The organism is Embleya sp. NPDC127516 (genome assembly GCF_044765325.1).
In the GTDB taxonomy this organism is placed as follows: Bacteria; Actinomycetota; Actinomycetes; order Streptomycetales; family Streptomycetaceae; genus Embleya.
Genome location: NZ_JBIWJT010000028.1, coordinates 13365 through 38656, shown reverse-complemented (window position 1 = coordinate 38656; position 25292 = coordinate 13365). Strand labels below are relative to the sequence as shown.

Below are 25292 nucleotides of genomic sequence, written 5' to 3'. Positions count from 1 at the left end.
GCGGGACGGTGGTGGGATGCGAATCTCGCGGTCCGAGACGCGCCTATGCTGCCGATCGCAGGACCGGTACGGCGCGACACAGCGATCCGGAGGTCGGATGAATACCTCGGCGGGTAGATCAGTCGGTGCGGACTCCGCGCAACCGTTCGTGGAGGCCGTGGAGATCCCGGCGGGCGGATGGAATTTCAACGCCCGCGTGGCCGGACCGGCGGCCGGCCGGCCGGTGTTGTTCCTGCACGGCTTCCCGCAGACGTCCGCGTCCTGGACGGCGCAACTCCTGGGACTGGCGCGGGCCGGCTACCGGGCCATCGCGTTCGACCAGCGCGGCTATTCGCCGGGAGCCCGCCCTCCCCAGGAATCGGCCTACGGGCGCGACGAGTTGGTCGGCGACGTGATCGCCGTGCTGGACGCGCTCGGATCGACCCGGGTGGACCTGGTCGGCCACGACTGGGGCGGTGCGCTCGCCTGGCAGGTGGCGGGCCTGCACCCGGAACGGCTGCGCACCCTGACGGTGGTGTCCACGCCGCATCCGCTCGCACTCACCGCGGCGGTCCGCGACGACTCCACCGGACAGCGGGAACAGTCCTCGTACATTCGGCTGTTCCGCACCCGCGGGGTGGCCGAGGAGAAGCTGTTGGGGGACGACGCGGCCTACCTGCGCGCGGCGTTCGCCTCGCTGCCCACCGAGTTCACCGAGCGCTACCTCGCCGTCCTGCGCGAACCGGGCGCGCTCACCGGCGCGTTGAACTGGTACCGGGCGATCGACCCGAAGGCGCTGCGCGACATCGGCGACATCGCCACCCCCACGCTCTACGTCTGGAGCGACCGCGACCCCGCCTTCGGCCGTGCCGCGGCCGAGGCCACCGCGGACTCGGTCACCGGCCCGTACCGCTTCGAGGTGCTCGCCGACGTCGACCACTGGGTCCCGGAGAACGGCGCGGAAGCCCTGACGGGCCTGCTGCTGGAGCACCTGGCCGCTTTCGCCGACCAGGGCTGACGCCCGAGGGCCGCCTTCCACCCCGGGCGGCCCAGGGGCGTCGGTGGGTTCGTGTTCACTGGGGCCATGGAGCCGGGTGGGCAACGCGGGCAGGGGCCGTTCTGGGACGTGGTGGCGGGCAGGGTCGCGCCGCCGCCCGCGGCGGCGTTGCTCGGGTGGAAGCTGGTCGACGTCGATCCGGAGCGGGGCACCATCGAGGTGGCGTTCGAGATCGACGATCGTTCCTCAACCCCGTGGGTGTGATCCAAGGCGGATTCCTGGCCGCGATGTTGGACGACACGCTGGGGCCGGCGCTGGTCGCGACGTTGCCGGCGGACGGGTTCGCGCCGACGCTCGACCTGCACGTGCAGTTTCTGCGGCTCGCTCGTCCGGGACGATTGGTCGGCCGGGGACGGGTCGTGCGGCGGGGCCGGGACATCGCGTTCCTGGCCGGCGAACTCATCGGTCCCGACGGCGAACCCGTGGCGGTGGCGACGGCGACCGCCCGCATCCGGACCCTTCGCCAGCGCGGTTGCCGCGCGGGCTTGCCACGCTTTTGGCACCCGGTCCGCCTCGCTTCGGCCGACCCGATGTTCCGCCCGGGGCGATCCGGTCAGCTCGATGTGCCCGGGAGGCGGAGGCGGGCGATCGTGCCGGGCCCGTCCTCGGCGGGCTCGAGGGCCACCGTGCCGCCCGCCTCGGCGGTGGTGCGGGCCACGATGGCCAGACCGAGACCGGAACCGGGCAGGCCGCGCGCCGCGGGCGCGCGCCAGAAGCGTTCGAACACATACGGCACGTCCGCCTCGGCGATGCCGGGGCCGTGGTCGCGCACGGTGAGTTCGCCGTCCTCGAGCCGGACCTCGACGCTCGCCTCCCCCTCGGCGCCGCCGAACTTGAGCGCGTTGTCCAGCAGGTTGACCACCGCCCGTTCCAGCGAAGCGGGTTCGCCGCGCACGAACCAGGGACTGATGTCCACCTCGATCCGCGCGTCCGGTGCACGCAACCTGGCCCGCCCCACCGCGCGTTCGATCGCGGTGTGCAGCGCGGCGGTGCTGGTCGGCGGTGCGTTGGGCACCTGCTCCGGCCGGGCCAGCAGCAGCAGATCGCCGACCAGGTCGGAGAGTTCGACCAGTTGTGCCTTGACGTTGTGCAGCAGGCGCTCCTTGTCGGCGGTCGGGATCGGCCGCCCGGTCTGCTCGCTGCGCAGCAGCAGGTCGGTATTGGTGCGCAACGACGTGAGCGGTGTGCGCAGTTCGTGCCCCGCGTCGGCGATCAACCGCTGCTGACGCAGCCGGGACGCCTTGAGCGACGCGGTCATCGCGTTGAACGAGCGGCCCAGGCGCGCGATCTCGTCCTTGCCCGCGATCGGGATCACGGTGTCCAGGTCCTCGGTGCGGGCCACGTGTTCGGCCGCCTCGGTGAGCCGGTCCACCGGCCTGAGCGCGGCCCGGGCGACCAACAGGCCCAGGGTCGCGGCGCCCACGATGCCGATCGCGCTCACCACCACCAGCCACATGGCGAGGCTGTCCAACGAGCTCTCGATCTCGCCGAGCGGCCGGGACACCGACACCGCCGTGTCCCGGCTCACCCGCTGGGTCATCACCCGGACGTGCCTGCCGTCCTTGGCGGTCGCGTCGTGGAACGTCACCTCCTTGCCGCCCGCCGCGACCGCCTTGTCGTCATCGCTCACCGGGACCGGGGCCACCGGGTCGGTGCTGGTGCCCAGTTGAGTGCAGGACCACCCGTCCGCCCTGATCACCTGGTAGGTCAACAGGCCGCGCTGGAACGGCGGAGCGGGCCGGCCGCAGATGTCCGCGATGGTGGAGCTGGGCCCACCGCGCGGATTCAGGAACGGTGTGCCGGTGGTGGCCAGCGTGCGGTCCATCTGCTCGCGCAGTTGATTGCGCGTCAGCACCCAGCAGGTCACCGCCGCCGCCGCGACGGCGAGCGCGACGGCGAGCGCGGTGAGCAGCGCCAGGCGGGCGCGCAGTGGCAGGTGACGGTGCATCAGGCCGGCGTTTCCGCCACGCGCAGCACGTAGCCGACACCGCGCACCGTGTGCACCAGCCGGGGCAGGCCGCCCGCCTCGGTCTTGCGGCGCAGGTACATCACGTACACGTCGAGCGAGTTGGACGCGGGTTCGAAGTCGAACCCCCAGACGTTGCGCAGGATCTGCTCCCGGGTCAGCACCTGGCGCGGATGGGTGAGCAACAGCTCCAGCAGGGTGTACTCCGTTCGGGTCAGGTCGATCGGCTTGCCCGCCCGGGATACCTCGCGCGAGGCGGTGTCCATCCGCAGGTCGGCGAAGGAGAGCGTGTCGTCGGCCGATTCGCTCGGCCCGGACATCGCGCTGCGGCGCAGCAGCGCCCGTACCCGGGCCAGCAGTTCGTCCAGCTCGAACGGCTTCACCAGGTAGTCGTCCGCGCCCGCGTCGAGCCCGGTGACCCGGTCCCCGACCGCGTCGCGCGCGGTGAGCATCAGCACCGGGAGCGTGTCGCCGCGCGCGCGTAGTCGCCGGCACGCGGTGAGGCCGTCCATGCGCGGCATCAGCACGTCCAACAGGACCAGGTCGGGTGCGTCGCCGGAGATCGCGGTGAGCGCGGCCACCCCCTCGTCGGCGAGGGTGACCCGGTAGCCCTCGAAGCGCAGGCTGGACTCGAGTGCCTCGCGAACGGCGGGTTCGTCGTCGACGACGAGGATGTGCGGCGTTCCGGTGTCGGCGGCGGGCGTCATGGCGGCGACTCCTTGATTCGGCGGATCCGGGGGACCGGTTACTGCGGGTCGCCCCACGGTCGCACGCGGACACCCTCCGTGTGGACTCGGCACAAAGCGTGTCGTACCAATGTGCGCGCCGGACATGAAAGGAACATGAAAGCGACGCCGTTCGGTCGCGGATGACCCGCTCATGTGAGGATCTGGGGCGTGTCTTCAGTCCTCCGACGGGGGTTTGAAGACAGGCCCCAGGGCCACGGGACCGGTATCGCGACGGCAACCATGCCCACCGCGGCGCCGGCCCCGCGCGGCACGGGTGACCCCCGATCGTCGCGCCGACCGCCCCCAACCCGGAGGAGAACCGTGGACGCCGAGCCGGTACGCAGCAACCCGGACGCCGAGCCGACGCACCCGCCCACCACCGACGACCCGGTGCGGATGAGCCTGGACGACGGAATCGCCACCATCACGCTGGATTCGCCGGCCAACCGCAACGCGCTGTCCGCGCGCCTGGTGGCCCGGCTGCGCCACCACCTCGCCGAGGCGGGCGTGGACGAGCGGGTGCGCGCGGTGGTGCTCACCCACACCGGGCCGACCTTCTGTTCGGGCATGGACCTGCGTGAGGCCGCCGCGGGCGGCATGGCGCACGGCGCCGAGCAACTGCTCGCGCTGCTGCGGCTGGTGGTCGAGGTACCGGTGCCGGTGGTCGCGCACCTGCGGGGCAACGCGCGCGCGGGCGGGATCGGTCTGGTCGGCGCGGCGGACCTGGCGATCGCGCCCGGGCAGGCCACCTTCGCGTTCACCGAGGCGCGGCTGGGGCTCAGCCCGGCGGTGATCTCGTTGACCACGGCGCCGCGGATGGACCCGCGCTCGGTGTCGCGATACTTCCTTACCGGCGACGTGTTCGACGGCGTGGAGGCCGAGCGGATCGGGCTGCTCACCCGGGCGGTGGACGGCGTCGGCGGCGCGGACGACGCGGTCGCCGCGCTGGTCGCCTCGTTCCGCCTGTGCTCGCGACAGGGCCTGATCGAGTCCAAGAAGCTCACCACCGGCGCGGTACGGGCGGGCTTCGACCGCGACGGCCAAGCCCTCGCGCGGCGTTCCGCCGAGTTGTTCGCCTCGCCCGACGCGACCGAGGGCATGGCGGCCTTCCGGGAAAAGCGCAAGCCGAAGTGGGTGACCGGATGAGCGGGAGGCGGCGCGCGGAGTGAACGGCGAACTGTTCCCGCTGCCCCGGGAGCGGGTCGAGATCGCGCCGGGAGCATGGCACGTACCGGACTGGCTCTCGCTCGACGAGCAGCGCGAACTGGTGGTGGCGGCGCGGTCGTGGGCCGCGCCGCCGGCCGGCATGCGGCACGTGGTGATGCCGTCGGGCGGCGTGATGAGCGTGCGCAGCGTGAGCCTGGGACTGCATTGGGAGCCGTACCGCTACACCGAGCGACTGCCGACCGGTGAGCGGGTCAAGCCCTTCCCGCCACTGCTCGGCGACGCGGCCCGGCGGGCGGTGGCCGAGGTGTACGGCTCGATCCCGGCCGACCCGTACGACATCGGTCTGGTCAACTTCTACGACGCGGACGCGAGGATGGGTCTGCATCGGGACGCGGACGAGGAGTCGCCGGCCCCGGTGGTGTCGCTGAGCATCGGCGACACGTGCGTCTTTCGGTTCGGCAACACCGAGACCCGCACCCGCCCGTGGACGGACGTGGAACTGCGCGGCGGCGACCTGGTGGTGTTCGGCGGCCCGTCCCGCCTCGCGTACCACGGCGTGCCCAGGATCCGCCCGGGCACCGGCGATCCGAGCACCGGGTTGGCCGCCGGGCGGCTCAACATCACCATCCGGGCGTCGGGCCGACCCGGCGGGTGAGGGCCGCGCTCCCGGGGCGCGGCCCTCACCCGGCCGCGACCCCGGGGCACCCCCGAGTCCGACGCCGGGTGTCTCTTCCCTCGGGACGGGGTTGACGGATCACGCCCGGAAGGGAACGCTCGTACGAGTCACCGAGCGGAGTCGGTCGATCACCCATCGGATTCCTCGGGAGTCCCGGGTCCACCGCGCGGCATCGCCGTCGGCCCGAATCGGACCGGCCACACGAGCCATTGGGAGCGCCATGTCACCGCGACGCCGCCGGGTCGGTCCGCTTCTCGCCGTGGGCGCGTCGGTCCTGGTCGCGTGCGGCGGGCCGGCGCACTACCGGGCGGTGGTGTCCGCGTCGCCGGCGCACGGGAGCGGCCCGTGCGGGGCCGCCGTCGACCATGGCGAGTTACCCGAGTGGGCGCGGGTGGGCCTCGCGCCCGGTGCCGCGCCCCCGCATGTGTTCGGCGCGCGCGGCGAGATCGTCGCGATCCTGCTCGGGTATCCGTACACGGCCCCGGCCCGGCCCGGCCGGCCGAGCAAGATCCTGTGGGCGGTGCGCCCGCGGCCCGACGGCGTGGAGCGGCCGAGTGGGACGCTGCGGATCGAGGCGACCCTGGTCGGCGGCAGCGACATCGTCACGCGCGAGGTGATCGGCGGCCCCGGCCCGTCCAACATCGACCTGCCCGCGCCGGGATGCTGGCATCTCGACCTGGCCTGGTCCGGCCGCACCGACGCGGTGGACATCCCGTACGGATCCGCGTAGCCGAACGCGAAGCGCGCGTCGGTACCCACGCCCCCGGGCGGCCGGGGACCGAAGACACGCCCGATGCGCCGGGAGCCGAAGACCCGCCCCGGGTCGGCCCCGGGCTATCCCGCCGCCGCGGCCAATGCGGCCAGGGCCATCCGCCGCAACATCGGCGCCAGCACGCGCTGCGGCGTGCGCAGGGTGTGCGGGGTCGAGTTGATCAGGCCGAAGGCGGCGTGCACCGCGGCGCGCGCCTCGCGGTCGTCGAGGCGGTCCGGGTGGGCCTTGAGCGCGACCTCGACCCAGATCTCCACGTACGCGCGCTGCACCCGGCGGATCCGGTGCCGCTCGGCCGTGGGCACCTGGTTGAGCGCGTGGTCGTGCAGCGTGATCAGGTCCGGGTGACGCAGCGCGAACTCGACCTGACCCTCGATCAGCGCGTCCAGAGCCCGCGCCGGGTCCTCGATCGCGGCCCGCTCCAGCCCTCTGGCCAGGAGCTGCTCGCTGATGCCCACCAGCAATTCGGTCAGCATCGCCTCCTTGCCCCGGAAGTGCTTGTACAGCGCGGGGCCGCTGATCCCGACCGCCGCGCCGATGTCGTCCATGCCCACGCCCTGATAGCCGCGCTCGGCGAAAAGCCGGGCGGCCACCTGCAGGATCTGGTCTCGGCGGCTCACGGTCATGTGTCCATGCTAGACACTCGGATTAACCGTGGTTAACCTCGGGGGCAGGTGAACGAAGGTTAACTTGAGGCGGTGTCATGGAGAGCGTGCTCGGCACAGCCGCCGACCCGGGGGCGAAGACGTACCGGGCCAACGCGGAAGCACACGAACGCGCGGTCGGCGAACTGCGCGACCGGCTGGCGACCACCGCCCTGGGCGGCGGCGAACGCGCCCGGGAGCGGCACACCGCGCGCGGCAAACTGCTGCCGCGCGACCGGGTGGAGGCGCTGCTCGACCCGGGCACGCCGTTCCTGGAGATCGCGCCGCTGGCCGCCGACGGGATGTACGGCGGCGACGCGCCGGCGGCGGGAATCATCGCGGGCGTCGGCCGGGTGGCCGGACGCGAGTGTGTGATCGCGGCCAACGACGCGACCGTCAAGGGCGGCACGTACTACCCGATGACGGTCAAGAAGCACCTGCGCGCGCAGGAGATCGCGCTGGAGAACCGGCTGCCATGCCTGTACCTGGTCGACTCCGGCGGCGCGTTCCTGCCGATGCAGGACGAGGTCTTCCCGGACCGGGACCACTTCGGCCGGATCTTCTTCAACCAGGCGCAGATGAGCGCCAAGGGCATCCCGCAGATCTCCGCCGTGCTCGGCTCGTGCACCGCCGGCGGCGCGTACGTGCCGGCGATGAGCGACGAGACGGTGATCGTGCGCGACCAGGGCACGATCTTCCTCGGCGGCCCGCCGCTGGTGAAGGCCGCCACGGGTGAGGTGGTCAGCGCCGAGGAGTTGGGCGGCGGCGACGTGCACGCCCGGATCTCCGGTGTGGTCGACCACCTCGCGGCCGACGACAAGGACGCGCTACGGATCGTCCGCGACATCGTCGGCACGCTCGGCGCCCGGCCGCGACTGCCCTGGGACGTACGCGAGATCGAGCCCCCGGCGGTCGATCCGGCCGGGCTCTACGGGGTGGTGCCGCCGGACGCGCGCACGCCCTACGACGTGCGCGAGGTGATCGCCCGGATCGTCGACGGCTCGCGCTTTCACGAGTTCAAGGGCGAGTACGGCACCACGCTGGTCACCGGCTTCGCCCGAATCCACGGCCACCCGGTGGGCATCGTCGCCAACAACGGCATCCTGTTCGCCGAATCCGCGGTCAAGGGCGCGCACTTCATCGAACTGTGCGACCAGCGCGGGGTGCCGCTGGTGTTCCTGCAGAACATCACCGGCTTCATGGTCGGCAAGGACTACGAACACGGCGGCATCGCCAAGCACGGCGCCAAGATGGTGACCGCCGTGGCCACCACGCGCGTGCCCAAGCTGACCGTGGTGATCGGCGGCTCGCACGGGGCGGGCAACTACTCGATGTGCGGCCGCGCGTACAGTCCGCGCTTTCTGTGGATGTGGCCCACCGCCAAGATCTCGGTGATGGGCGGCGAGCAGGCCGCGACCGTGCTCGCCACGGTCAAGCGCGACCAGATCGAGGCGCGCGGCGAGAGCTGGTCCGGCGAGGAGGAGTTCAAGCAGCCGATCCGCGACCAGTACGAGCGCCAGGGCAACGCCTACTACGCGACCGCGCGGCTGTGGGACGACGGGATCATCGACCCGCTCGACACTCGCACCGTACTGGGGCTGGCGCTGACGGCGTGTGGAAACGCGCCGCTGGCCGAGCCGCGGTTCGGTCTGTTCCGGATGTGAGGGGTCACGACGTGTTCGAGGCTGTACTGGTCGCCAACCGAGGCGAGATCGCGGTCCGGGTGATTCGCACGCTGCGCCGACTGGGCGTGCGCGCGATCACCGTGTACGCGCCGGACGACGCGGACGCGCGGCACGTGCGCGAGGCCGATGTGGCGGTCGAGGTGCCCGGCTACCTCGACGGCGACGCCGTGGTCGCCGCGGCGCTGCGATCCGGTGCCCGGGCGATTCACCCGGGCTACGGATTCCTGTCCGAGAACGCCGCGTTCGCCGCCGCCGTCGAGCGGGCGGGGCTGGTCTTCGTCGGACCGCCGGCGGCGGTGATCGAGCTGATGGGCGACAAGATCCGGGCCAAGGAGACGGTCGCGGCCTACGGCGTCCCGGTGGTGCCGGGCGGTGGCGCGGCCGGCATGTCCGACGGCGAACTCGCGGACATCGCCCGGGAGATCGGCTTCCCGGTGTTGATCAAGCCGTCGGCGGGCGGCGGCGGCAAGGGCATGCGCCTGGTGCACGACGGCGCGCTGCTCGCGGACGAGATCGCGGCGGCCCGCCGGCAGGCCAAGGGCGCGTTCGGCGACGACACGCTGCTGATCGAGCGCTGGATCGAGCGCCCCCGGCATATCGAGATCCAGGTGCTCGCGGACACCCACGGCAGCGTCGTGCACCTGGGCGAACGCGAGTGCAGCCTGCAACGCCGGCACCAGAAGATCATCGAGGAGGCCCCGTCCGCGCTGCTGGATCCGGACACCCGGGCCGAGATGGGCGCCGCCGCCGTGCGCGCCGCCAAGGCCTGCGGCTACGTGGGCGCGGGCACCATCGAGTTCATCGTGCCGGCCGAGAATCCCGACTCGTTCTACTTCATGGAGATGAACACCCGCCTCCAGGTCGAGCACCCGGTGACCGAACTGGTCACCCGGGTCGACCTGGTGGAGAGCCAACTGCGGGTCGCCGCCGGTGCCGCGATCGGCAAGTCCGACGTGTCGATGCACGGCCACGCGGTCGAGGCACGGATCTACGCCGAAGACCCCGACCGGGGCTTTCTGCCCACCGGTGGACGGGTGTTGACGGTGTGTGAGCCGGACCTGGAGGGCGTCCGGGTGGACTCCGGGCTGCGCGAGGGCGGCGAGGTCGGCAGCTCCTACGACCCGATGCTGGCGAAGGTGATCGCGTACGGCGACGACCGCGCGACGGCGATCAGCCGACTGCGGGCGGCCCTCGCGCAGACCCGGGTGTTGGGCGTGACCACCAACCTGGGCTTCCTGTACCGCCTGTTGGGCGACCCGGCGGTGCTCGCGGGCGACCTGGACACCGGCTTGGTCGAGGCCAGGACGGACAACCTGATCGGCCGGCCGGCGCCGCCCGAGGTGGCGGTCGCGGCGGCGCTGGCGGCGCGCGCCGAGCGGATCACCGGCACCGGCTGGGTGGACCCGTTCTCGGCGCAGACCGGGTGGCGGGTCGGCGGGCCGGCCTGGGACACGCACGTGTTGCGGATCGGGCCGGGCGAGCCGATCGAGGTTCGGGTGCGCGACGGCGAGGTCTCGGTGGACGGCGGCCCACCGGTCGCCGCGTCGGTGCGGGTCGTGCCGGGCGGGCTCGTGGTCGGCCACGACGGGCTGACCAAGCGCTTCGACTACGCCGCCGAGTCGGCCGGGGTGCGCTGGCTCGCGTACGGCCCGGACACCTGGCGGGTGAGCGAGGTGGACACCGTACGGGCCGAGGCGGCCGGCGGCGCGGCGGCCAGTGGCGCGCTGACCTCGCCGATGCCCGGCACGGTCACCGTGGTCAAGGCCGCGGTCGGCGACCGGGTCACCCGCGGCCAGACCGTGGTCGTGGTGGAGGCGATGAAGATGGAGCACGCGCTGACCGCGCCCTTCGACGGCGTGGTCACCGAGATCGGTGTATCGGCCGGCGCGTCGGTGGCGATGGACCAGACGCTGGCGCTGGTGGTGGCCGAGGCGCCGGCGGTGGTGGTGGCGGAGACGCCGGCCGCACCGCTCGACGGGGCGCTCGACGAGCCGATCGGCGGGTCGCCGGCCGTGCCGCTCGACGGGTTGCCCGAGGCACCGCTCGACCGGGAGGCGAAGACCTGATGACACGACAGCTGCCGGACACCCACCGTGAATCCGGGCTTCCGGAACGGGTGTTCATCCACGAGGTGGGCGCGCGCGACGGACTCCAGAACGAGTCGGGCGTGGTGCCCACCGAGGCCAAGGTGGAGTTCGTCCGCCGGCTGGCCCGGGCCGGCCTGGGCACGATCGAGGTGACCAGCTTCGTCTCGCCCAAGTGGGTGCCCCAACTCGCTGATGCCGCAGAGGTGTTCGCGGCCGTCGTCGCGGACGACGAGATCGCGACGGTCGATCGCCGGCTGCCGGTCCTGGTGCCCAACGAACGCGGCTTCGACCGCGCGCTGGAGCTGGGCGCGCGACGGATCGCGGTGTTCGGCAGCGCCACCGAGACGTTCGCCCGACGCAACCTCAACCGCACGGTGGCCGAATCGCTGGATATGTTCCGCCCGGTGGTCGAACGGGCCGGTGCCGCCGGCATCGACACCCGCGGCTACCTGTCCATGTGCTGGGGCGACCCGTGGGAGGGCCCGGTCCCGCTCGACCAGGTGGTCCGGGTCGGCAAGGCCCTCGTCGAGATGGGCTGTTCGCAGCTCAGCCTGGGCGACACGATCGGCGTCGCCACGCCCGGACACGTCACCGCGCTGCTGACCGCCTTCGCCGAGGCCGGCGTCCCGGCCGAGCGGATCGCCGTGCACTTCCACGACAGCTACGGCCAGGCGCTGGCCAACACGCTCGCGGCGCTGCGCTTCGGGGTGACCACGGTGGACGCCTCGGCGGGCGGCCTGGGTGGTTGCCCGTACGCGGAGAGCGCCACCGGCAACCTGGCCACCGAGGACCTGGTCTGGATGTTGCACGGCCTGGGCATCGACACCGGCGTCGACCTGGGCGCACTGGTGGCCACCAGCGTGTGGATGGCCGAACTGCTCGGCCGCCCCAGCCCCTCGCGCGCGGTCCAGGCACTCGCCGGCAAGCGGGTGGACGCCCACGGCCTGGCACTGACCGACCCGACCTCCTAGAGCGGGACTTCAACCCCCTGCCGGACCGTCGAAGACCCACCCCGGCGACCGCCCACCCGCAGCCCACCGACCCACCCACGGACCGGTGTCGCCACGAGCGCGCCGACCCGCCCCGCCACCGAATCCGGGAGCCTGCCCCATGTTGGACCACCGCCTCGACGACGAGTACGAGCAACTGCGGCGCACCGTCGCCGAGTTCGCCAAGGATGTGATCGCACCCGCGATCGGCGAGCTGTACGAGAAGCACGAATTCCCGTACACGATCGTGCGCGAGATGGGCCGGATGGGTCTGTTCGGGCTGCCGTTCCCGGAGGAGTACGGCGGCATGGGCGGCGACTACCTCGCGCTGGGCCTGGTGCTCGAAGAGCTGGCCCGGGTCGACTCCTCGGTCGCGATCACGCTGGAGGCGGCCGTCTCGCTGGGCGCGATGCCGATCCACCGGTTCGGCACCAAGGAGCAGAAGGAGACCTGGCTGCCCAAGCTGACCAGCGGCGAGATGCTCGGCGCCTTCGGCCTGACCGAGCCCGGCGGCGGCTCGGACGCCGGCGCCACGCGCACCACCGCGCGCCTGGACGAGGCGACGGGGGAGTGGGTGATCAACGGCGGCAAGTGCTTCATCACCAACTCCGGCACCGACATCACCGGCTTCGTCACGGTCACCGCGGTCACCGGCACGAAGGCCGGCGGCGGCAAGGAGATCAGCACGATCATCGTGCCCGCCGGCACCAAGGGCTTCACCGTCGCGCCGCCGTACTCCAAGGTCGGCTGGAACTGCTCGGACACCCGGGAGCTGTCCTTCGACGACGTGCGCGTCCCGGCCGAGAATCTGCTCGGCGAACGCGGCCGGGGCTACGCCCAGTTCCTGTCCATCCTGGACGAGGGCCGGGTGGCCATCGCGGCGCTGGCCACCGGGTTGGCGCAGGGCTGCGTGGACGAGTCGGTGCGCTACGCCGGCGAACGCGAGGCATTCGGCCGCCCGATCGGCGCCAACCAGGCGATCGCCTTCAAGCTCGCGGACATGGAACTGCGCGCGCACAACTCCCGGTTGGCCTGGCGGCACGCCGCCTCGCTGCTGGTGCACGGCGAGCGGTTCAAGAAGGAGGCCGCGCTGGCCAAGCTCTACAGCTCGGAGAGCGCGGTGGACAACGCCCGCGACGCCACCCAGATCCACGGCGGCTACGGCTTCATGAACGAGTACCCGGTGGCCCGCTTCTGGCGCGACGCCAAGATCCTGGAGATCGGCGAGGGCACCAGCGAGGTCCAGCGCATGCTGATCGCCCGCGAGCTGGGGCTGCCGCGCTGATCGCGGCGGGACACCGGGGCCGGCCTTCCGGGACGCACGTCGTCCCGGTGGGTCGGCGTCGGTGTCCTGGGCGGATGGGCGGTTTCACAGCGAGACGGCGCGGGTGACGCTCACGACCAACACGCTGTTGCTGACCATGTACCGGATGAACACGCCCGTAACCGTGGCCTCGCGGCGGTCCCGGTCGGACCCCACCTGACTGGAACCGTGCCCGTAGGGGTCGTTGCCCACGGTTGATTCGACGGTCGATTTGAAGGCGCGGATCTGCGAGGCCGACAGGGGCTTGAGGCCATCCTCGGCCCGGTCGGAGTACTGCACGTAGTAGCGGCTCATCGAGGCACCGCGTTTCCGTCGCCGTCCGTCCACTGGGCAAAGCTGAAATCCCCGGCCTTGATGCGGCGGGCATCTTCTTCGTCCTCCTCCTGAGCCTCCGGAGGAAGCGCCCAGTGCAGGATGGCGTCGCGTTCGAGCCGATCGAGCGGGGTCTCGTACATGACCTTGTCGAACTCCTCGCGACGGTCCTCGGGGAGCGCGGCCCGGATCTCGGCGAGCGTATTCGGCAGCTCGATCCGCTCACCACGGACGACGGTGGTTCTGGGCATGGCGGCCTCCTGCTCGCGATGGGCCTTCCAGAATGGCATCGCGCGGTCCCCGCCCGACAGCCGGCGCGCACGAGGGCACCACACACGACCCCGGCGCGCGCCCCCGCGAGAATGCGGGGGCGCCGACGTATCTCCCCCGAGTTGCCGACGATCGTCCAAGCCACGGCGACCGGGCGGACGCCGGTCGAGCCTGGGATTCCGGAAGGTGGGATTTCGCGTTCTGATGGTTGACCTAGTCCACTGTTGTGAGGATGGTGGCGGGCAGGCAGTTGTCCGGGACCAGGGAGGGACGCCGTGGCCAAGCGGTTCGAGGGACGTAGAGCTTTGATCACCGGGGCCAGCAGGGGAATCGGGGCGGCGTTGGCGGTGCGGCTCGCGGCCGAGGGAGCCGACGTGGCGGTGACCGCGCGTACGTTGCGACAGGGCAACCTGGCCGGGTCGTTGGAGCGGACCGAGACGCTGATCGCCCGGCACGGGCGGCGCAGCGCGGTGGTGGTGGCCGACCTGTCCGACGAGGGGCAGCGGGCCAGGATCGTCCCGGCCGCCGAGGAGGGGCTCGGCGGGCCGATCGACATCCTGGTCAACAACGCGGCGATGGCCTCGTACGCGTCGTTGCGGGTGTATCCGCAACGACGGGCGCGGCTGCACTTCGAGGTCAACGTGCTCGCGCCGATGGAGTTGTGTCAGGCCGTGGTGCCCGCGATGGCCACGCGCGGCGAGGGCTGGATCGTGAACGTGACCAGCGGCACCGCGCGGCCGTGGGCGGGGCCGCCGTTCGAACTGGGCGTGTTGGGCACCAAGACCGCGGTGTACGGGGCGTCCAAGGCCGCGTTGAACCGGATCACCAACGCGCTGGCCGCGGAGCTGTACGGGACCGGGATCCGGGTGAACACGATCGAGCCGCGGGCCGCGGTGCTCAGTGAGGGCGCGGAGGAGTTGGTAGGCGGGCAGTTGCGCCCCGATCAGATCGAGACCATGGACCAGATGGTCTCCGCGACCCTGGAACTGTGCGACGGCCCGGCTTCGCGCACCGGCGGCGAGTACGTGAGCCTGGACCTGCTGGCCGAACTGGGCATCAGGGTCTGAGCACCGCGCCGGCGAACCGACCGCGAGGCGCGGCTCACGCGGCGCACCGACCGCCGGGCGCGGCGCCCCCGGCGGGCCGACCGCGATCCGCGTGCCTCACTCCGGCAACCGCAGCAGCAGCGCGGCGAGCAGCCGGGTCTTGGGGTCGGCCCAGTCCAGCCCGGTCAGTTCGCCGGCCCGGCGGATCCGATAGCGCAGCGTGTTGGGATGGATGTGCAGGTCCGCCGCCGCGGCCCGCACGTCGCCCAGCGCGTCCAGCCAGGCCAGCACCGAGCCGGTGTACTCGGTGCCGTGCTCGGCGTCGTGCGCGCGCAGCGCGTTCAGCCGGGGGTCGCGGATGTGTCGCCGGTCGGTCAGCAGCGCCTGGACCTCGCCGTACAGCACCGCCGGGCGGACCTCGGACAGGGCCGCGACCTCGGCCGACACACCGCCCGCCGCCATCGCGTCCAGGACCCGGTCGACCGATTCCCGGGCCGCCACCGTGCGGGCCAGGCTCGGCGCCGGGTCGCCGACGGCGCCGCGTACCGCCAGGTCCAGGTGGCCGTGCGCCGCCTCGGCGATCTCGTGCGCCCAACCGAGCACCACCGACTCGGCCGGCGGTGCGGACAGCAGTACGTACAGCCGCGCGCCCAGCGGCGCGACGTGCGCGTGGCTGTGCCGGGCCGCCGCGTATACCGAGACCAGGTTGGCCAGTTCGGTCCTGGCCAACTCCTGGGACGGCTCGTCCGGCCTGCTCGCGCGCACGGTGAAGCCCAGGACCTGCACCGGCCGCACCGGATCCAGGCCCAACTGGGTGCCCGCGGTCCGGGCCGCGACGGCGCCGGTGAGCAGGCCCGCGACGTTCTCCCGGGTCACGCCGGCCTCGGCGGGCAGCCGGGTGCGCCGCCGGACCAGGTGCAGTGTGGCCACTCGCGCCGCGCCGAGCAGCACCTCGGCGGCCCGTTCGGCGAGCGGCTGCCGGCCCTCCTGTACCCAGATCGTGCCCAGCCAGCGCCCACCCGCGTGCACGCCGACCGCCAGTCGGCGGCGGATGCCCAGATCGGGGCGCTCCTCGACGGCGACCACCTCGGCCGTGGTGCGCAGCCGGTGGAAGACGCCCCAGTCGCGCAGCCGGGCCATGTACTCCTCCGGCCCCTGCCAGCCCAGGATGGACAACCGGCGCAGTTCGTCCGCCTCGTCCGGCCCGGTCGCGCGCGAGTAGGCGAGCACCCGGTTGGCGCTGTCCTCGATGCTGACCCCGCCGCCGGTGAGCATCGCGGTGGTCTGGGCGAGCGAGAACAGGTCGCCGCCGTCCGGTGGTTCGGCGTCCGGGCGTTCGTCCAACGCGGCGTGCGCGAGCGCGGCCACCTGCTCCCAGCGGGCCTCCGGGCGTACCGAGAGCAACACCACGCCCGCCGTGTCGGCGACCTCGCGCAGCGCCGCGTGTTCACCCTTGACCGCGACCGCCGTCGCACCGGCCACGCCCGCCGCGCGCACCGTGCCCGCCGCCGCCCGGCCGCGCAGGCCGACCGCCAGGAGCAGGTCGCCCGGCATCGTGTGCGGCTCCTCCTCCGGGTCGAGGATCGACACGTGTCGGACCAGGCCCTCCAGGCCGCCGGCCGCCGCCGCGACCCGGACCGGGCCGTCGCCGACCGGGCCACCCAGAGCGGCCAGCAGTTCACGCAGCGGGACGCCGGTTTCGGCCACTTTCGACCCCTTCGGGAATGTTGGCCGATGAGCCAAGTTGGGTGTTTCGAGTTTAACCGATCGGATAAACACCCGAGGCCGAGTCCGGCCTAGCGTTGGGGTCGAGAGCCATGCCCGTCTCGGCGCGGATCAGGCGTCCGGCGAAGCACCGCTCACCCGGACCGCCGAACGCCGAGACCGCCCAGATCACCGAACACGTCGATCATCCGAACATTCGGATCGATCACCGAACATCGGATCACCGAAGAGGAGCGCCGTTTTGGACGCTGTGACCCAGGTCCCCGCCCCGGTCAACGAGCCGGCACACGACTACGCCCCCGGCACGCCCGCGCGGGCCCGCCTCGAAGCGAAGCTCAAGGAACTGGCCGCGGCCCCGATCGACCTCCCGATGACCATCGGCGGCGAGCGCCGGATGGGCTCCGGTGAGCGCACGGACGTGGTGCAACCGCACAACCACGGCGCGCGCCTGGGCACCTTCGCGAACGCCGGCACCCAGGACGCCCGAGACGCGATCGACGCGGCCCTGGCCGCCGCGCCCGCGTGGCGCGACCTGTCCTTCGACGACCGCGCGGCGATCTTCCTCAAGGCCGCCGACCTGCTCGCCGGCCCGTGGCGCGAGACGATCGCCGCCGCGACCATGCTGGGCCAGGGCAAGAACGCGCAGCAGGCCGAGGTCGACTCCTCCTGTGAGCTGATCGACTTCTGGCGCTTCAACGTGCAGTTCGCCCGCCGAGTGCTGGCCGAGCAGCCGATCAGCAGCCCGGGCGTGTGGAACCGCACGGACCACCGGCCGCTGGAGGGCTTCGTCTACGCGATCACCCCGTTCAACTTCACCGCGATCGCGGGCAACCTGCCCACCGCGCCGGCGCTGATGGGCAACGTGGTGCTCTGGAAGCCCTCGCCCACCCAGACCTTCTCGGCCGTATTGCTGATGCGCCTGCTCGAGGAGGCCGGACTCCCGGCCGGTGTGATCAACCTGGTCACCGGCGACGGCATCGCGGTCTCCGAGGTCGCGCTCGCGCACCCCGCGCTCGCGGCCATCCACTTCACCGGGTCCACCGCGACCTTCCAGCACCTGTGGCGCACGGTCGGCGAGAACATCGCCGGCTACCGCACCTACCCGCGGATCGTCGGCGAGACCGGCGGCAAGGACTTCGTGGTCGCGCACCCCAGCGCCGACCACGACGTGCTGCGCACGGCGCTGGTACGCGGCGCGTTCGAGTACCAGGGCCAGAAGTGCTCGGCCGCCTCGCGCGCCTACATCCCGCGCTCGATCTGGGAATCCGGCTTCAAGGACGACTTCCTGGCCACCGTCGACGGGCTGTCGATGGGCGACGTCACCGATCTGAGCCACTTCCTGGGCGCGGTCATCGACGAGCGCGCGTTCGCCAAGAACAAGGCCGCGATCGACCGCGCGCACGCCGACGACACGGTCGAGGTCGCCGCGGGCGGCAGCTACGACGACAGCGTCGGCTGGTTCGTCCGACCCACCGTGCTGGTCTCGGCGAACGCCGACCACGACATCTTCAAGGACGAGTACTTCGGCCCGATCCTGGCCGTGCACGTCTACGAGGACGACGCCTACGACACGATGCTCGCCCAGATGGAGTCGGTGTCCGCGTACGGCCTCACCGGCGCGGTGATCGCGCAGGACCGCGAGGCGATCGCGCACACCGCGCACGTGCTGCGGTTCGCGGCGGGCAACTTCTACATCAACGACCGCCCCACCGGTGCGGTGGTGGGTCAGCAGCCGTTCGGCGGCGGGCGCGCGTCCGGCACCAACGACAAAGCCGGCGCGATGCAGAACCTGATGCGCTGGACCAGCTCGCGCTCGATCAAGGAGACGTTCGTCCCGGCGACGGACCACCGCTACCCGCACATGGGCTGACCCACCTCACCCCACCGGTATTTCGGGAGAAGAAATGCTCCGCAGCCCCATCCTCGCGGCGGCCCGCTCGCCGCGGACCCGCTCGCTGGTCGAGCACCTGCCGCCGACCCGGGCGATCGTGGACCGCTTCGTGGCGGGCGACGTGCTCGCGGACGCGATCCGGGTCACGCGCGAACTCGTCGAGTCCGGGCGCAAGGTGACGCTCGATCACCTCGGCGAGGACACCGCCGACCGGGCCCAGGCCGACGCGACGGTGGACGCGTACGAGTCGCTGCTCGGCACGCTCGGCGAGACCGGCCTCGCGCGCAGCGCCGAGGTGTCGGTCAAGCTCTCCGCCGTCGGACAGTTCCTGCCCGGCGACGGCGAGCAGATCGCGCTGGACAACGCCCGGCGGATCTGCGCGGCCGCCGCGCGGGTGGGCACCACGGTCACCCTGGACATGGAGGACCACACCACGACCGACTCGACCCTGGGCATCCTGCGCGATCTGCGCAAGGACTTCCCGTGGGTGGGCGCGGTGCTTCAGGCTTATCTGCGACGTACCGAGCAGGACTGCCGGGACTTGGCCCACGAAGGCTCACGGGTGCGGCTGTGCAAGGGCGCCTACCAGGAGCCGGAGTCGGTCGCGTTCCAGGACAAGGGCGACGTGGACCGGTCGTACGTGCGGTGCCTGCGGATCCTGATGGGGGGCGCGGGCTACCCGATGGTGGCCTCGCACGACCCGCGCCTGATCGCCATCGCGCGACACCTCGCGGACCTGGCCGGGCGGGCGCCGGGCAGCTTCGAGTTCCAGATGTTGTACGGCATCCGGCCCGAGGAGCAGGCCCGGATCGTCGAGCGCGGCGACCTGATGCGCATCTACCTCCCGTACGGCGCCGAGTGGTACGGCTACTTCATGCGCCGGCTCGCGGAGCGCCCGGCGAACCTGACCTTCTTCCTGCGCGCGATGGCCACCAAGGGGTAGACGGGGCGACGTGGAAGCGCCGGACGGGCCGACGTCGGCCCGTCCGGCGCTTGCCCGTTCGGGGCGGCGACGCGGGTCGGCTCCCGGCCCGCCGTCGGCGCACATCGGCACGGTCAGGTCCGTCGGCACAGGCCGGGGTCGTCCTCGATCCGGATCGGGGAGGCTCGACGCCACAGGGCGCACATCGGGTCGCGCGCACTCCGCCATGTGCGCCGGCGATCGACCAGGGCCTGCGCGATGCCACGCTGTGGATATGGACGAGCAGATCCGAGACCCGCGCGAACCCGACGTCACCCCATACGGGTGGCGCCATGTGGCCCGCGCCCGGCGAGATCCGCGCCCAACTCCCCGACGACGCCCGCGCCGAGTTCGAACAGGAATACGCCCACGCCCTCCAGGTCGCGGCGGACCTCGGCGACCTCGCCCAACTCGCCAACATCCTCGGCCCCTGGCAGCGGCGCCTCCAATATCACCGCGCCGGGACCTACGACGACGTTCTCGACCGTGCCCGCGCCATCCGAGCCGGCGAAGACGTCGGCGCCATTCCGCTCGCAAGGCTCCGGAAGGCGGACCGGTGAGCTATTCCATCGAATACCACCCGAAGGCCGACCTCGTCAGGCGCACCCTGCCCCGCGACGCCCTCAACGCGCTCGATGTCCTCGAACGCCGGCTCCAACAGGACCTTGGAGCGCCGGGAGCCGCATGGCCGGTGGCCTGAAGGACACCTTGGAAGCGCCGTTCGGCCGCTACGGCTTCGCCGCTTAAATGGTCCAGGACCGGCGCGTCACGGTCAGCGTCATCAGCCTCATCTGGACCGGTTGACCACGACCCGCTCACCTCATGGACGGCGAGTGCCCAACCCGTTTCCCTTCGGGCATGGAAACCCCCGATCGGATTCCCGTCGTAGTCACGCTCGCCGCCCCGGGGCGCGTCCGGTCCCGTGACCGCCTCCTATGCTCCGACGCATGAGCGAATCCCGGGTGTTGTACATCGTCGCGGGCGCGGCGCCGCCCGTCCTCGACATCGCCACGCTCCTCGCCGAGGTGCGAGCGCGAGGGTGGGATCCCTGCCCGATCCTCACGCCGACGGCGGCCGACTGGCTGTCGAACGGCCTCGACACCCTCACCGCCGTGGCCGGTCGGCGGCCACGCACCCGCGACCGCCGACCGGGTGAGGAACGTCCCTTCCCCGCACCCGATGCCCTGCTCGCGTGCCCGCTCACCTTCAACTCGCTCAACAAATGGACGCTGGGCCTGGCTGACAACGTCGCCCTGGGCACCCTCGCGGTATGGCTGAGCACGCACCTCCCGACCGTGGCCGTCCCGTGGTTCAACGACACCCTCGCCGCGCACCCGGCCTACGCCGACAGCATCCGGACGTTGTCCTCGTACGGCGTCACGATCCACCTGGACCCGAACGGCCGGCCACACAGCGGTGATGCCTCGGTGGACTGGTCGGCGATCGCGAACCTCCTACCGGCGAATCCGGGCTGAACCCATCGCCGGTCGCCGGGGGGCGCCACGAAAGCAGCCCGTCCCGCACTTGCGCGTTGTGGAGCGGCCCGCTTCCGAACACCGAAGGCAGGGCGGCTTCGGGATGTTCGGGGCCTGGGCAGTGGGCGGTGGATGTGCGGCGGGTCGCCGTGGTGAGGGAACTACTACCCGTCGAGTCGCCATCCTCCAGGCTTGCCCGGTAGATAGAGGGTCTGCCGGGTGCCGTCGATGCGCAATTGAAGGTCGTGCGGGGCGGATCCGGCGGCCTGCCACTCCCGGTGGATCGCATTGATGGCGTCCCACAAGCGTCGGGGGCCGCCTTGGGCCACCGTGCCGGTTGCGTGCTCGAAGGTGGCCCAACTTCCGTCCGGGTGGCCGAGGTTGGTGCTGCGCCGGCCGGCCTCGTTACTGGTGAAGCGGCTGCATCCGGGCACGGCGAGGCCGAGGATGAACCGCGTGTCGGCCCCGTCGAGGGCGGCCGGGGGTGTTTCGGGTGCCCGCGTGGCGCCGTCGCGTCCCTCCGTACGGCGGCCCATGCCGCTCGGATGTCGGGCGATTGCGGTCGGGAGATCATGAACGACGCGGTTGGGTCGGACAGGATCGGCCCGTCGGCCTGTCCCGAGCCGGTGACGGTCGGGCGGACCAGGGCGTAGGCGTCGAGCGGACCGGCCAGGGTGAGCAGCAGGACACCGCCGATGCGGGTGGCGTCGACCCATGCCGAGGGGACGCGGCGGACGCTGAAGGTCGCGATGAGTCGGTCGTATCGATCACGTGCGTCGCCGACCGCCACGACGGGTGGCATCGCGCGTTCGAGTGAACGATGCCCTTCTTCGGCAGACATGTGGGTGATCTGCTTTGCTCACCTATCGTGAACTTCTCGCCACCGGGAACTCGCACGATCACCCACGGCCCCCTCATCTCATGGACGGCGAGTGCCCAATCCATTCCCTTCGCTCAAGGCTGCGCAAATGCTGAAGGTCCTCCTTGGTCTCGGCTATGTCGTGGTTCGGCAAAACGGCTCGCACCGTAGATTCAAGGCGGAAGGAATATTTCCGCTTACGTTCGCGTTCCGCGACGGCGAGAGTTTGGCGCCCGGCGTTGTCCGCGACATCCTGGTGAAGCAGGTAGGTCTGAGCAAGGACGATGCGCTGAAGGCGATGGGCGTGAAATGAGCGAACTCTTTCACCTGATCATTCGGGATACCCAGACCGGTTTCTATGCGACGTCACCGCAGGCACCCGGCTTTATGCTGGGCCGACCGACCGTCGACGAACTGCGCGCGGACCTGCTCGACGCCTTGGCCTTCCACTTCGAGGAGGCGCGCACGCTCGAAATCGTGGAGCACCACGAACGCCTTCACGACCTCGAAGCCGGCGAGCTCGTCACGCGATTGGCGGCGGACATGCATCACGACGAGCGGTTGGAGGTCTACACCCGCATCGCCACCGCTCTCGATGTCCCCGAGCAGGTCCCCGAGCTGCTGGGCGGGATCCGTAACGGGGTGGGCGAGGTTGTCTATGTCTGCGCTGTTCCTTCGGACACGCTCGGCTGGCTGTTCACCCAACTGGATGAGCAGGGTGACGCGTTCTCCGTCGCGCTGGCCATCTCGGAATTGTTTCTGATGACCTTTCCCCTCACCGTTGGACCGGAAGACGGGCCGGACAGCTCCGGGGAGTGCGTCACCATCGGATCTCGTGGCTACACCAAGGACACGACATTGGCCGAGGTCATGAAGTGCACGGCCATTGTGAGCCCGGTGAAATCCGTGGCCAGGGTGGCTTGCTGAGCGAATGCGCACCACGAATGCCCCTGCCGCCGGTCGGTGGCAGGGGCATTCGATGTTTACGAGACATCCGAAGCGCTCTGCGCGAGCGATGCCGGCACGCTCGACGCATCGAGTCGGCCGAGCGGATCGCCGAGAACTTGCCGAAGGCAGGCACGCGCGGTTCGCTGCGCTACGTCACGGGTGAGCCGACGCGGGTTTGTGGCCGTCGGTCAGACCGGTCGGGCGATGGGTCCTGCCTTGTACATCTCGGTGGCGGGCGCGGTGGCGGTTTCCCGGGTGCGGACGCCGTGTTCGTATTCGACCATCCATCGGGTGCCGTCGTGCCAGATGCGGGTGATGGTGCCGAGGTGGTGGTTGCGGGGGCCGAGCTTGCGCCAGAGGTGGTCGCGGATCGACCACGGGGGTGAGGCGGACATGATCTCTCCACGGAGGCGGAAGGGGGCGGTCGGGGCGGTCTGCGTCCTGTACCGGCTGGGCGCGGGGGTGTGTTCGCGGTGCAGGATCATCCGTACGTAGCCGGGAGAGAAACCGGCGATACGGGCGATGGTTTCGGTGGGGATGCCGGCGTGGTGGGCGTCGGCGACTGCGGCGCGGAGTGCGGCGCCGGCGGTGCGGCACTGTTGGTGGTGGGCTTGCCGTTGGTGGTGTGGCGTTGTCGCGGGGTTCGGTCGTCGGCCCTGGAGTCGGGTGCGGTCGGCGGCGGTTGCGGCGAGGTGAGCGAGGGCGGCTTGGCGGCCGTGGGGCGGTGGGTGCACGACCCTCCTTCCGGGCTGTGGGTCGATGGCCTTGCCCGGCCGGGCGTGCGGGGGTCTTCAGGCACCCGACCGGGCAAGGGATGAGGGGCCGGTCCCGCAGCCGCGCCGGTGACTGCGGGACCGGGTGCCGCCCGCCGGTGTGTGGTCGGGCGCGGGCGGCGACAGGGGACTCAGCCGCCGACCGGCGGGGCTGGGAACGTTCGCATCAGGTGCAGCCGCGACTCGTGTACCAAAGCCGTCAGTTCGGCGCGCGTCACGTCGAGGGGATCGCGGTCCGGGGCGATGATCCGGATCGGGCGGTCCGGGTCTCCGGACGGTTGGACGGCTACGGACTTTGACATGAAAACGGCCCCTCGCGCGTTGGAAACCTGCTGGTCAACACCGCTAGGGGCCGTCCAGTGACGGAGAGGCTACAGTTTGTATCCCTTCCGGGGCTTGCGTCAGGCCACCCCGACGCGCCTCGCGAACTCCATTCGACGCCCACTCCTGCGGTACTTCGCTGTCATCAGGCGCACGTTCTCCCGCACTGCGGGATGCATCCTCGCGTGCTGCGGCGCCAGGCGCTCCGCGTACTCGAACGCGTCCCATGCCGAGTCGTGGTCGCCGGCCAGGTAGTGCGCGCGGCCGGCGTCGATGTGGAAGTGGCTGCGGCGCTCCCTGCTGTAGTCCTGCGGCAAGACGATCCGCTCCAACCGGCGCACCGCGTCTCGCCCTCGGCCCAGTTCGACCGGCAGCGACACGCCCCAGATCGCCACATTGGTCGGGCCGAAGACCAACTCGAAGTCGTTGCGGTCCCCGCCTAGTTCGGTCGCCGACTTCTCGGCCTTCGCCCAGTGCGCCCATGCGGCGGCGTCGTCGTAGGCGCGTGCCGAGTTGAGGGATGCCTTCAGGTGGTAGGCGCCCGCGAGCGACAGAGACAATGGGTCGTCGCGGTGCTGCGGCTTGGACAACTCGGCCAAGCCGTCGTCGAGGATGGTCGCGGCCTCGTCGTGCTCGCCGATGCCGATGTACTCGCCCGACTCGTACCAGCGCGCGGCCAACATCCGTAGCGGATCCTCCGTACGCTCGGCAGCCCACAGGACCCGCTCGGTCGCAAGCGTCGCATCGCTGACCAGGCCCATTTTGTACAGGTACTGCATCGCCGCCTCGTAGGCCGAGCACAGCAGTCCGTACGCCTCGCGTCGGTCGTCCGATTCCAGGATGTGCGTTGCGATGCGGGTGTCGAGCAGCAGGTCTGGCAACACCTCGCCGGTTCGCGTCATCGCTGCGGCCTGCCGCCAGGCGTTTGCCTCGGCCACACGAGCGCGCAGTTCGGCGAGATCGACCTCGCGGGCCTGTGCCTCCGTCAGGCGGGGCGCTCGGTTGTAGCGGAGAAGTTCACGTTTGATCGCGGACACGGCTCCGTCATCCGATCCGGGCGCGTAGTAGGGCGCCCCGGTGATGTCCGTGGGGTGGCACTTCAAGGCGCGCGCCAGGCTCAGGATGTTCGCGGGGCGGTCCAGGGATCTAGCGCCGCGTTCGTATGCCTTGATGGCGGCGAGGCTGAAGTTCGTCTCCATCGCGAGGCGGCTCTGCGTCCAGCCTCGGGCGGCACGCGCGGCGGCGAGTCTCGTGCCGTTGTGCGGTGCGAACGTCGGTGTTTCATCGTGGTCCGTTGGCATGGCCTGGATTCCCTCCGAGCAGGTCCACCCGAGCCGATGTGTGCGCCGTCGCGCCGGTGCTGCCCTGCAGCCGGTGACGGCGCCGCCCCGTACTCCGGCGGGATAATCAGGTACCGCCAGCGTACGCCGACGCACAACGCCGGCAGGTGAGTCTGCTCCGCTGCCATCCGTGGGAGCGGGGCGAAGTCATCTCCGGGCGCAAACCTGTTCGTGCTGCTCATGCTTCACCGGCTGCGGGCGTTGTGACCTGCGGCGACTCCGGCAGTCTCAGGGGCGCACGCCAGTTCGCGTGCTCCGCTCGTGTGCGCCGGCTATCGGTCGTCAACGGAGCGATGCCAT

At 71.5% G+C, this 25292-nt stretch carries 27 protein-coding genes and 1 pseudogene; 18 read left to right on the top strand and 10 right to left on the bottom strand.

The window, feature by feature from the left end:
- Window positions 1-97: 97 nt before the first annotated feature.
- The 3 genes and pseudogenes from ACIRL2_RS38480 to ACIRL2_RS38470 all read left to right on the top strand — a co-directional run.
- A complete protein-coding gene (locus ACIRL2_RS38480) occupies window positions 98-997 on the top strand; it encodes an alpha/beta fold hydrolase (protein ID WP_402238588.1) in 900 nt (299 codons plus the stop codon).
- A gap of 66 nt (window positions 998-1063) precedes the next feature.
- Window positions 1064-1240 (top strand): hypothetical protein, encoded by a 177-nt coding sequence (locus ACIRL2_RS38475; protein ID WP_402238586.1) that lies wholly within the window; start codon window positions 1064-1066, stop codon window positions 1238-1240.
- A 23-nt stretch (window positions 1241-1263) separates the two neighbouring features.
- Window positions 1264-1419, top strand: a pseudogene (locus ACIRL2_RS38470) (hotdog domain-containing protein); the annotation flags it as partial.
- Between the two features lie 170 nt (window positions 1420-1589).
- On the opposite strand, the gene ACIRL2_RS38465 reads toward ACIRL2_RS38470, so the two are convergent.
- Both ACIRL2_RS38465 and ACIRL2_RS38460 read right to left on the bottom strand, forming a co-directional pair.
- Complete coding sequence (locus tag ACIRL2_RS38465) at window positions 1590-2984, bottom strand: sensor histidine kinase (protein WP_402238583.1); 1395 nt, start codon at window positions 2982-2984, stop codon at window positions 1590-1592.
- Window positions 2984-3709, bottom strand: a complete 726-nt coding sequence (locus tag ACIRL2_RS38460) for a response regulator transcription factor (protein ID WP_395859515.1) — start codon at window positions 3707-3709, stop codon at window positions 2984-2986. The genes ACIRL2_RS38465 and ACIRL2_RS38460 overlap by 1 nt, the downstream gene beginning before the upstream one ends.
- A 342-nt stretch (window positions 3710-4051) precedes the next feature.
- Here ACIRL2_RS38460 and ACIRL2_RS38455 point away from each other — a divergent pair, with 342 nt between their 5' ends.
- The 3 genes from ACIRL2_RS38455 to ACIRL2_RS38445 all read left to right on the top strand — a co-directional run bounded on the left by ACIRL2_RS38455 (window position 4052) and on the right by ACIRL2_RS38445 (window position 6303).
- Window positions 4052-4876: an enoyl-CoA hydratase family protein gene (locus tag ACIRL2_RS38455; RefSeq protein ID WP_395859514.1), complete on the top strand. Its 825-nt coding sequence runs from the start codon at window positions 4052-4054 to the stop codon at window positions 4874-4876.
- Between the two features lie 19 nt (window positions 4877-4895).
- On the top strand, window positions 4896-5552 hold the full coding sequence (locus ACIRL2_RS38450) for an alpha-ketoglutarate-dependent dioxygenase AlkB family protein (RefSeq protein WP_395859513.1): 657 nt from the start codon (window positions 4896-4898) through the stop codon (window positions 5550-5552).
- 241 nt (window positions 5553-5793) lie between these two features.
- Window positions 5794-6303: a hypothetical protein gene (locus ACIRL2_RS38445; protein ID WP_402238580.1), complete on the top strand. Its 510-nt coding sequence runs from the start codon at window positions 5794-5796 to the stop codon at window positions 6301-6303.
- A 104-nt stretch (window positions 6304-6407) separates the two neighbouring features.
- Here ACIRL2_RS38445 and ACIRL2_RS38440 read toward each other — a convergent pair whose 3' ends face one another.
- Complete coding sequence (locus ACIRL2_RS38440; protein ID WP_395859511.1) at window positions 6408-6968, bottom strand: TetR/AcrR family transcriptional regulator; 561 nt, start codon at window positions 6966-6968, stop codon at window positions 6408-6410.
- A 77-nt stretch (window positions 6969-7045) separates the two neighbouring features.
- Between ACIRL2_RS38440 and ACIRL2_RS38435 the strand changes: the two genes are divergently transcribed.
- The 4 genes from ACIRL2_RS38435 (at window position 7046) to ACIRL2_RS38420 (ending at window position 13032) form a co-directional block, all read left to right on the top strand.
- Window positions 7046-8650 (top strand): carboxyl transferase domain-containing protein, encoded by a 1605-nt coding sequence (locus ACIRL2_RS38435; protein ID WP_402238577.1) that lies wholly within the window; start codon window positions 7046-7048, stop codon window positions 8648-8650.
- Between the two features lie 11 nt (window positions 8651-8661).
- A complete protein-coding gene (locus ACIRL2_RS38430) occupies window positions 8662-10737 on the top strand; it encodes an acetyl/propionyl/methylcrotonyl-CoA carboxylase subunit alpha (protein WP_402238576.1) in 2076 nt (691 codons plus the stop codon).
- Complete coding sequence (locus ACIRL2_RS38425; protein WP_395859508.1) at window positions 10737-11729, top strand: hydroxymethylglutaryl-CoA lyase; 993 nt, start codon at window positions 10737-10739, stop codon at window positions 11727-11729. The genes ACIRL2_RS38430 and ACIRL2_RS38425 overlap by 1 nt, the downstream gene beginning before the upstream one ends.
- Window positions 11730-11871: 142 nt before the next feature.
- Window positions 11872-13032: an acyl-CoA dehydrogenase family protein gene (locus ACIRL2_RS38420; RefSeq protein ID WP_395859903.1), complete on the top strand. Its 1161-nt coding sequence runs from the start codon at window positions 11872-11874 to the stop codon at window positions 13030-13032.
- An 84-nt stretch (window positions 13033-13116) separates the two neighbouring features.
- Here ACIRL2_RS38420 and ACIRL2_RS38415 read toward each other — a convergent pair whose 3' ends face one another.
- Window positions 13117-13365 carry a hypothetical protein gene (locus tag ACIRL2_RS38415; RefSeq protein ID WP_395859507.1) on the bottom strand — a complete coding sequence of 83 codons (249 nt, stop codon included), beginning with the start codon at window positions 13363-13365 and terminating at the stop codon, window positions 13117-13119.
- Window positions 13362-13634, bottom strand: coding sequence for a hypothetical protein (locus ACIRL2_RS38410; protein ID WP_395859506.1), 273 nt, complete (start codon window positions 13632-13634; stop codon window positions 13362-13364). Before ACIRL2_RS38410 ends, ACIRL2_RS38415 begins: the two co-directional genes overlap by 4 nt.
- A 294-nt stretch (window positions 13635-13928) precedes the next feature.
- Between ACIRL2_RS38410 and ACIRL2_RS38405 the strand changes: the two genes are divergently transcribed.
- On the top strand, window positions 13929-14720 hold the full coding sequence (locus ACIRL2_RS38405; RefSeq protein ID WP_395859505.1) for an SDR family NAD(P)-dependent oxidoreductase: 792 nt from the start codon (window positions 13929-13931) through the stop codon (window positions 14718-14720).
- 96 nt (window positions 14721-14816) lie between these two features.
- Here the strand turns inward: ACIRL2_RS38405 and ACIRL2_RS38400 are convergent, their stop codons facing one another.
- Window positions 14817-16406, bottom strand: a complete 1590-nt coding sequence (locus ACIRL2_RS38400; RefSeq protein ID WP_402238572.1) for a PucR family transcriptional regulator — start codon at window positions 16404-16406, stop codon at window positions 14817-14819.
- Between the two features lie 259 nt (window positions 16407-16665).
- Between ACIRL2_RS38400 and pruA the strand changes: the two genes are divergently transcribed.
- The 5 genes from pruA (at window position 16666) to ACIRL2_RS38375 (ending at window position 20751) form a co-directional block, all read left to right on the top strand.
- Complete coding sequence (gene pruA / locus ACIRL2_RS38395; RefSeq protein WP_402238569.1) at window positions 16666-18294, top strand: L-glutamate gamma-semialdehyde dehydrogenase; 1629 nt, start codon at window positions 16666-16668, stop codon at window positions 18292-18294.
- A 34-nt stretch (window positions 18295-18328) separates the two neighbouring features.
- On the top strand, window positions 18329-19258 hold the full coding sequence (locus tag ACIRL2_RS38390; RefSeq protein ID WP_402238566.1) for a proline dehydrogenase family protein: 930 nt from the start codon (window positions 18329-18331) through the stop codon (window positions 19256-19258).
- 311 nt (window positions 19259-19569) lie between these two features.
- Window positions 19570-19836 (top strand): DUF6247 family protein, encoded by a 267-nt coding sequence (locus tag ACIRL2_RS38385; RefSeq protein ID WP_395859501.1) that lies wholly within the window; start codon window positions 19570-19572, stop codon window positions 19834-19836.
- Window positions 19833-19976 (top strand): hypothetical protein, encoded by a 144-nt coding sequence (locus tag ACIRL2_RS38380; RefSeq protein ID WP_395859500.1) that lies wholly within the window; start codon window positions 19833-19835, stop codon window positions 19974-19976. The genes ACIRL2_RS38385 and ACIRL2_RS38380 overlap by 4 nt, the downstream gene beginning before the upstream one ends.
- A gap of 247 nt (window positions 19977-20223) precedes the next feature.
- Entirely contained in the window at window positions 20224-20751 is a 528-nt protein-coding gene (locus tag ACIRL2_RS38375; protein ID WP_402238564.1) for a flavoprotein, read from the top strand.
- Between the two features lie 164 nt (window positions 20752-20915).
- On the opposite strand, the gene ACIRL2_RS38370 is transcribed toward ACIRL2_RS38375, so the two are convergent.
- Window positions 20916-21287 carry a hypothetical protein gene (locus tag ACIRL2_RS38370; protein WP_402238561.1) on the bottom strand — a complete coding sequence of 124 codons (372 nt, stop codon included), beginning with the start codon at window positions 21285-21287 and terminating at the stop codon, window positions 20916-20918.
- 432 nt (window positions 21288-21719) lie between these two features.
- On the opposite strand from ACIRL2_RS38370, the gene ACIRL2_RS38365 reads away from it, so the two are divergent.
- Window positions 21720-21923 carry a type II toxin-antitoxin system HicA family toxin gene (locus ACIRL2_RS38365; RefSeq protein WP_395859497.1) on the top strand — a complete coding sequence of 68 codons (204 nt, stop codon included), beginning with the start codon at window positions 21720-21722 and terminating at the stop codon, window positions 21921-21923.
- Window positions 21920-22537 (top strand): hypothetical protein, encoded by a 618-nt coding sequence (locus ACIRL2_RS38360; protein ID WP_402238558.1) that lies wholly within the window; start codon window positions 21920-21922, stop codon window positions 22535-22537. The genes ACIRL2_RS38365 and ACIRL2_RS38360 overlap by 4 nt, the downstream gene beginning before the upstream one ends.
- A gap of 209 nt (window positions 22538-22746) precedes the next feature.
- Here ACIRL2_RS38360 and ACIRL2_RS38355 read toward each other — a convergent pair whose 3' ends face one another.
- The 3 genes from ACIRL2_RS38355 to ACIRL2_RS38345 all read right to left on the bottom strand — a co-directional run bounded on the left by ACIRL2_RS38355 (window position 22747) and on the right by ACIRL2_RS38345 (window position 24953).
- On the bottom strand, window positions 22747-22953 hold the full coding sequence (locus tag ACIRL2_RS38355) for a hypothetical protein (protein WP_402238556.1): 207 nt from the start codon (window positions 22951-22953) through the stop codon (window positions 22747-22749).
- 509 nt (window positions 22954-23462) lie between these two features.
- Window positions 23463-23633 carry a hypothetical protein gene (locus ACIRL2_RS38350; protein ID WP_395859493.1) on the bottom strand — a complete coding sequence of 57 codons (171 nt, stop codon included), beginning with the start codon at window positions 23631-23633 and terminating at the stop codon, window positions 23463-23465.
- Between the two features lie 99 nt (window positions 23634-23732).
- Window positions 23733-24953, bottom strand: coding sequence for a helix-turn-helix domain-containing protein (locus tag ACIRL2_RS38345; protein WP_395859492.1), 1221 nt, complete (start codon window positions 24951-24953; stop codon window positions 23733-23735).
- Window positions 24954-25292 lie beyond the last annotated feature (339 nt).

What these genes read in the sequence shown, in the direction of transcription:
- ACIRL2_RS38390 (WP_402238566.1), top strand. Translation starts at nt 18,329, where the DNA reads ATGCTCCGCAGCCCCATCCTCGCGGCGGCCCGCTCGCCGCGGACCCGC.
- ACIRL2_RS38410 (WP_395859506.1), bottom strand. Translation starts at nt 13,634, where the DNA reads ATGCCCAGAACCACCGTCGTCCGTGGTGAGCGGATCGAGCTGCCGAAT.
- ACIRL2_RS38385 (WP_395859501.1), top strand. Translation starts at nt 19,570, where the DNA reads ATGTGGCCCGCGCCCGGCGAGATCCGCGCCCAACTCCCCGACGACGCC.
- ACIRL2_RS38415 (WP_395859507.1), bottom strand. Translation starts at nt 13,365, where the DNA reads ATGAGCCGCTACTACGTGCAGTACTCCGACCGGGCCGAGGATGGCCTC.
- ACIRL2_RS38350 (WP_395859493.1), bottom strand. Translation starts at nt 23,633, where the DNA reads ATGTCAAAGTCCGTAGCCGTCCAACCGTCCGGAGACCCGGACCGCCCG.
- ACIRL2_RS38365 (WP_395859497.1), top strand. Translation starts at nt 21,720, where the DNA reads ATGCTGAAGGTCCTCCTTGGTCTCGGCTATGTCGTGGTTCGGCAAAAC.
- ACIRL2_RS38360 (WP_402238558.1), top strand. Translation starts at nt 21,920, where the DNA reads ATGAGCGAACTCTTTCACCTGATCATTCGGGATACCCAGACCGGTTTC.
- ACIRL2_RS38425 (WP_395859508.1), top strand. Translation starts at nt 10,737, where the DNA reads ATGACACGACAGCTGCCGGACACCCACCGTGAATCCGGGCTTCCGGAA.
- ACIRL2_RS38370 (WP_402238561.1), bottom strand. Translation starts at nt 21,287, where the DNA reads ATGGGCCGCCGTACGGAGGGACGCGACGGCGCCACGCGGGCACCCGAA.
- ACIRL2_RS38440 (WP_395859511.1), bottom strand. Translation starts at nt 6,968, where the DNA reads ATGACCGTGAGCCGCCGAGACCAGATCCTGCAGGTGGCCGCCCGGCTT.
- ACIRL2_RS38355 (WP_402238556.1), bottom strand. Translation starts at nt 22,953, where the DNA reads ATGTCCGCCTCACCCCCGTGGTCGATCCGCGACCACCTCTGGCGCAAG.
- ACIRL2_RS38475 (WP_402238586.1), top strand. Translation starts at nt 1,064, where the DNA reads ATGGAGCCGGGTGGGCAACGCGGGCAGGGGCCGTTCTGGGACGTGGTG.
- ACIRL2_RS38445 (WP_402238580.1), top strand. Translation starts at nt 5,794, where the DNA reads ATGTCACCGCGACGCCGCCGGGTCGGTCCGCTTCTCGCCGTGGGCGCG.
- ACIRL2_RS38375 (WP_402238564.1), top strand. Translation starts at nt 20,224, where the DNA reads ATGAGCGAATCCCGGGTGTTGTACATCGTCGCGGGCGCGGCGCCGCCC.
- ACIRL2_RS38480 (WP_402238588.1), top strand. Translation starts at nt 98, where the DNA reads ATGAATACCTCGGCGGGTAGATCAGTCGGTGCGGACTCCGCGCAACCG.
- ACIRL2_RS38345 (WP_395859492.1), bottom strand. Translation starts at nt 24,953, where the DNA reads ATGCCAACGGACCACGATGAAACACCGACGTTCGCACCGCACAACGGC.
- ACIRL2_RS38465 (WP_402238583.1), bottom strand. Translation starts at nt 2,984, where the DNA reads ATGCACCGTCACCTGCCACTGCGCGCCCGCCTGGCGCTGCTCACCGCG.
- ACIRL2_RS38435 (WP_402238577.1), top strand. Translation starts at nt 7,046, where the DNA reads ATGGAGAGCGTGCTCGGCACAGCCGCCGACCCGGGGGCGAAGACGTAC.
- ACIRL2_RS38460 (WP_395859515.1), bottom strand. Translation starts at nt 3,709, where the DNA reads ATGACGCCCGCCGCCGACACCGGAACGCCGCACATCCTCGTCGTCGAC.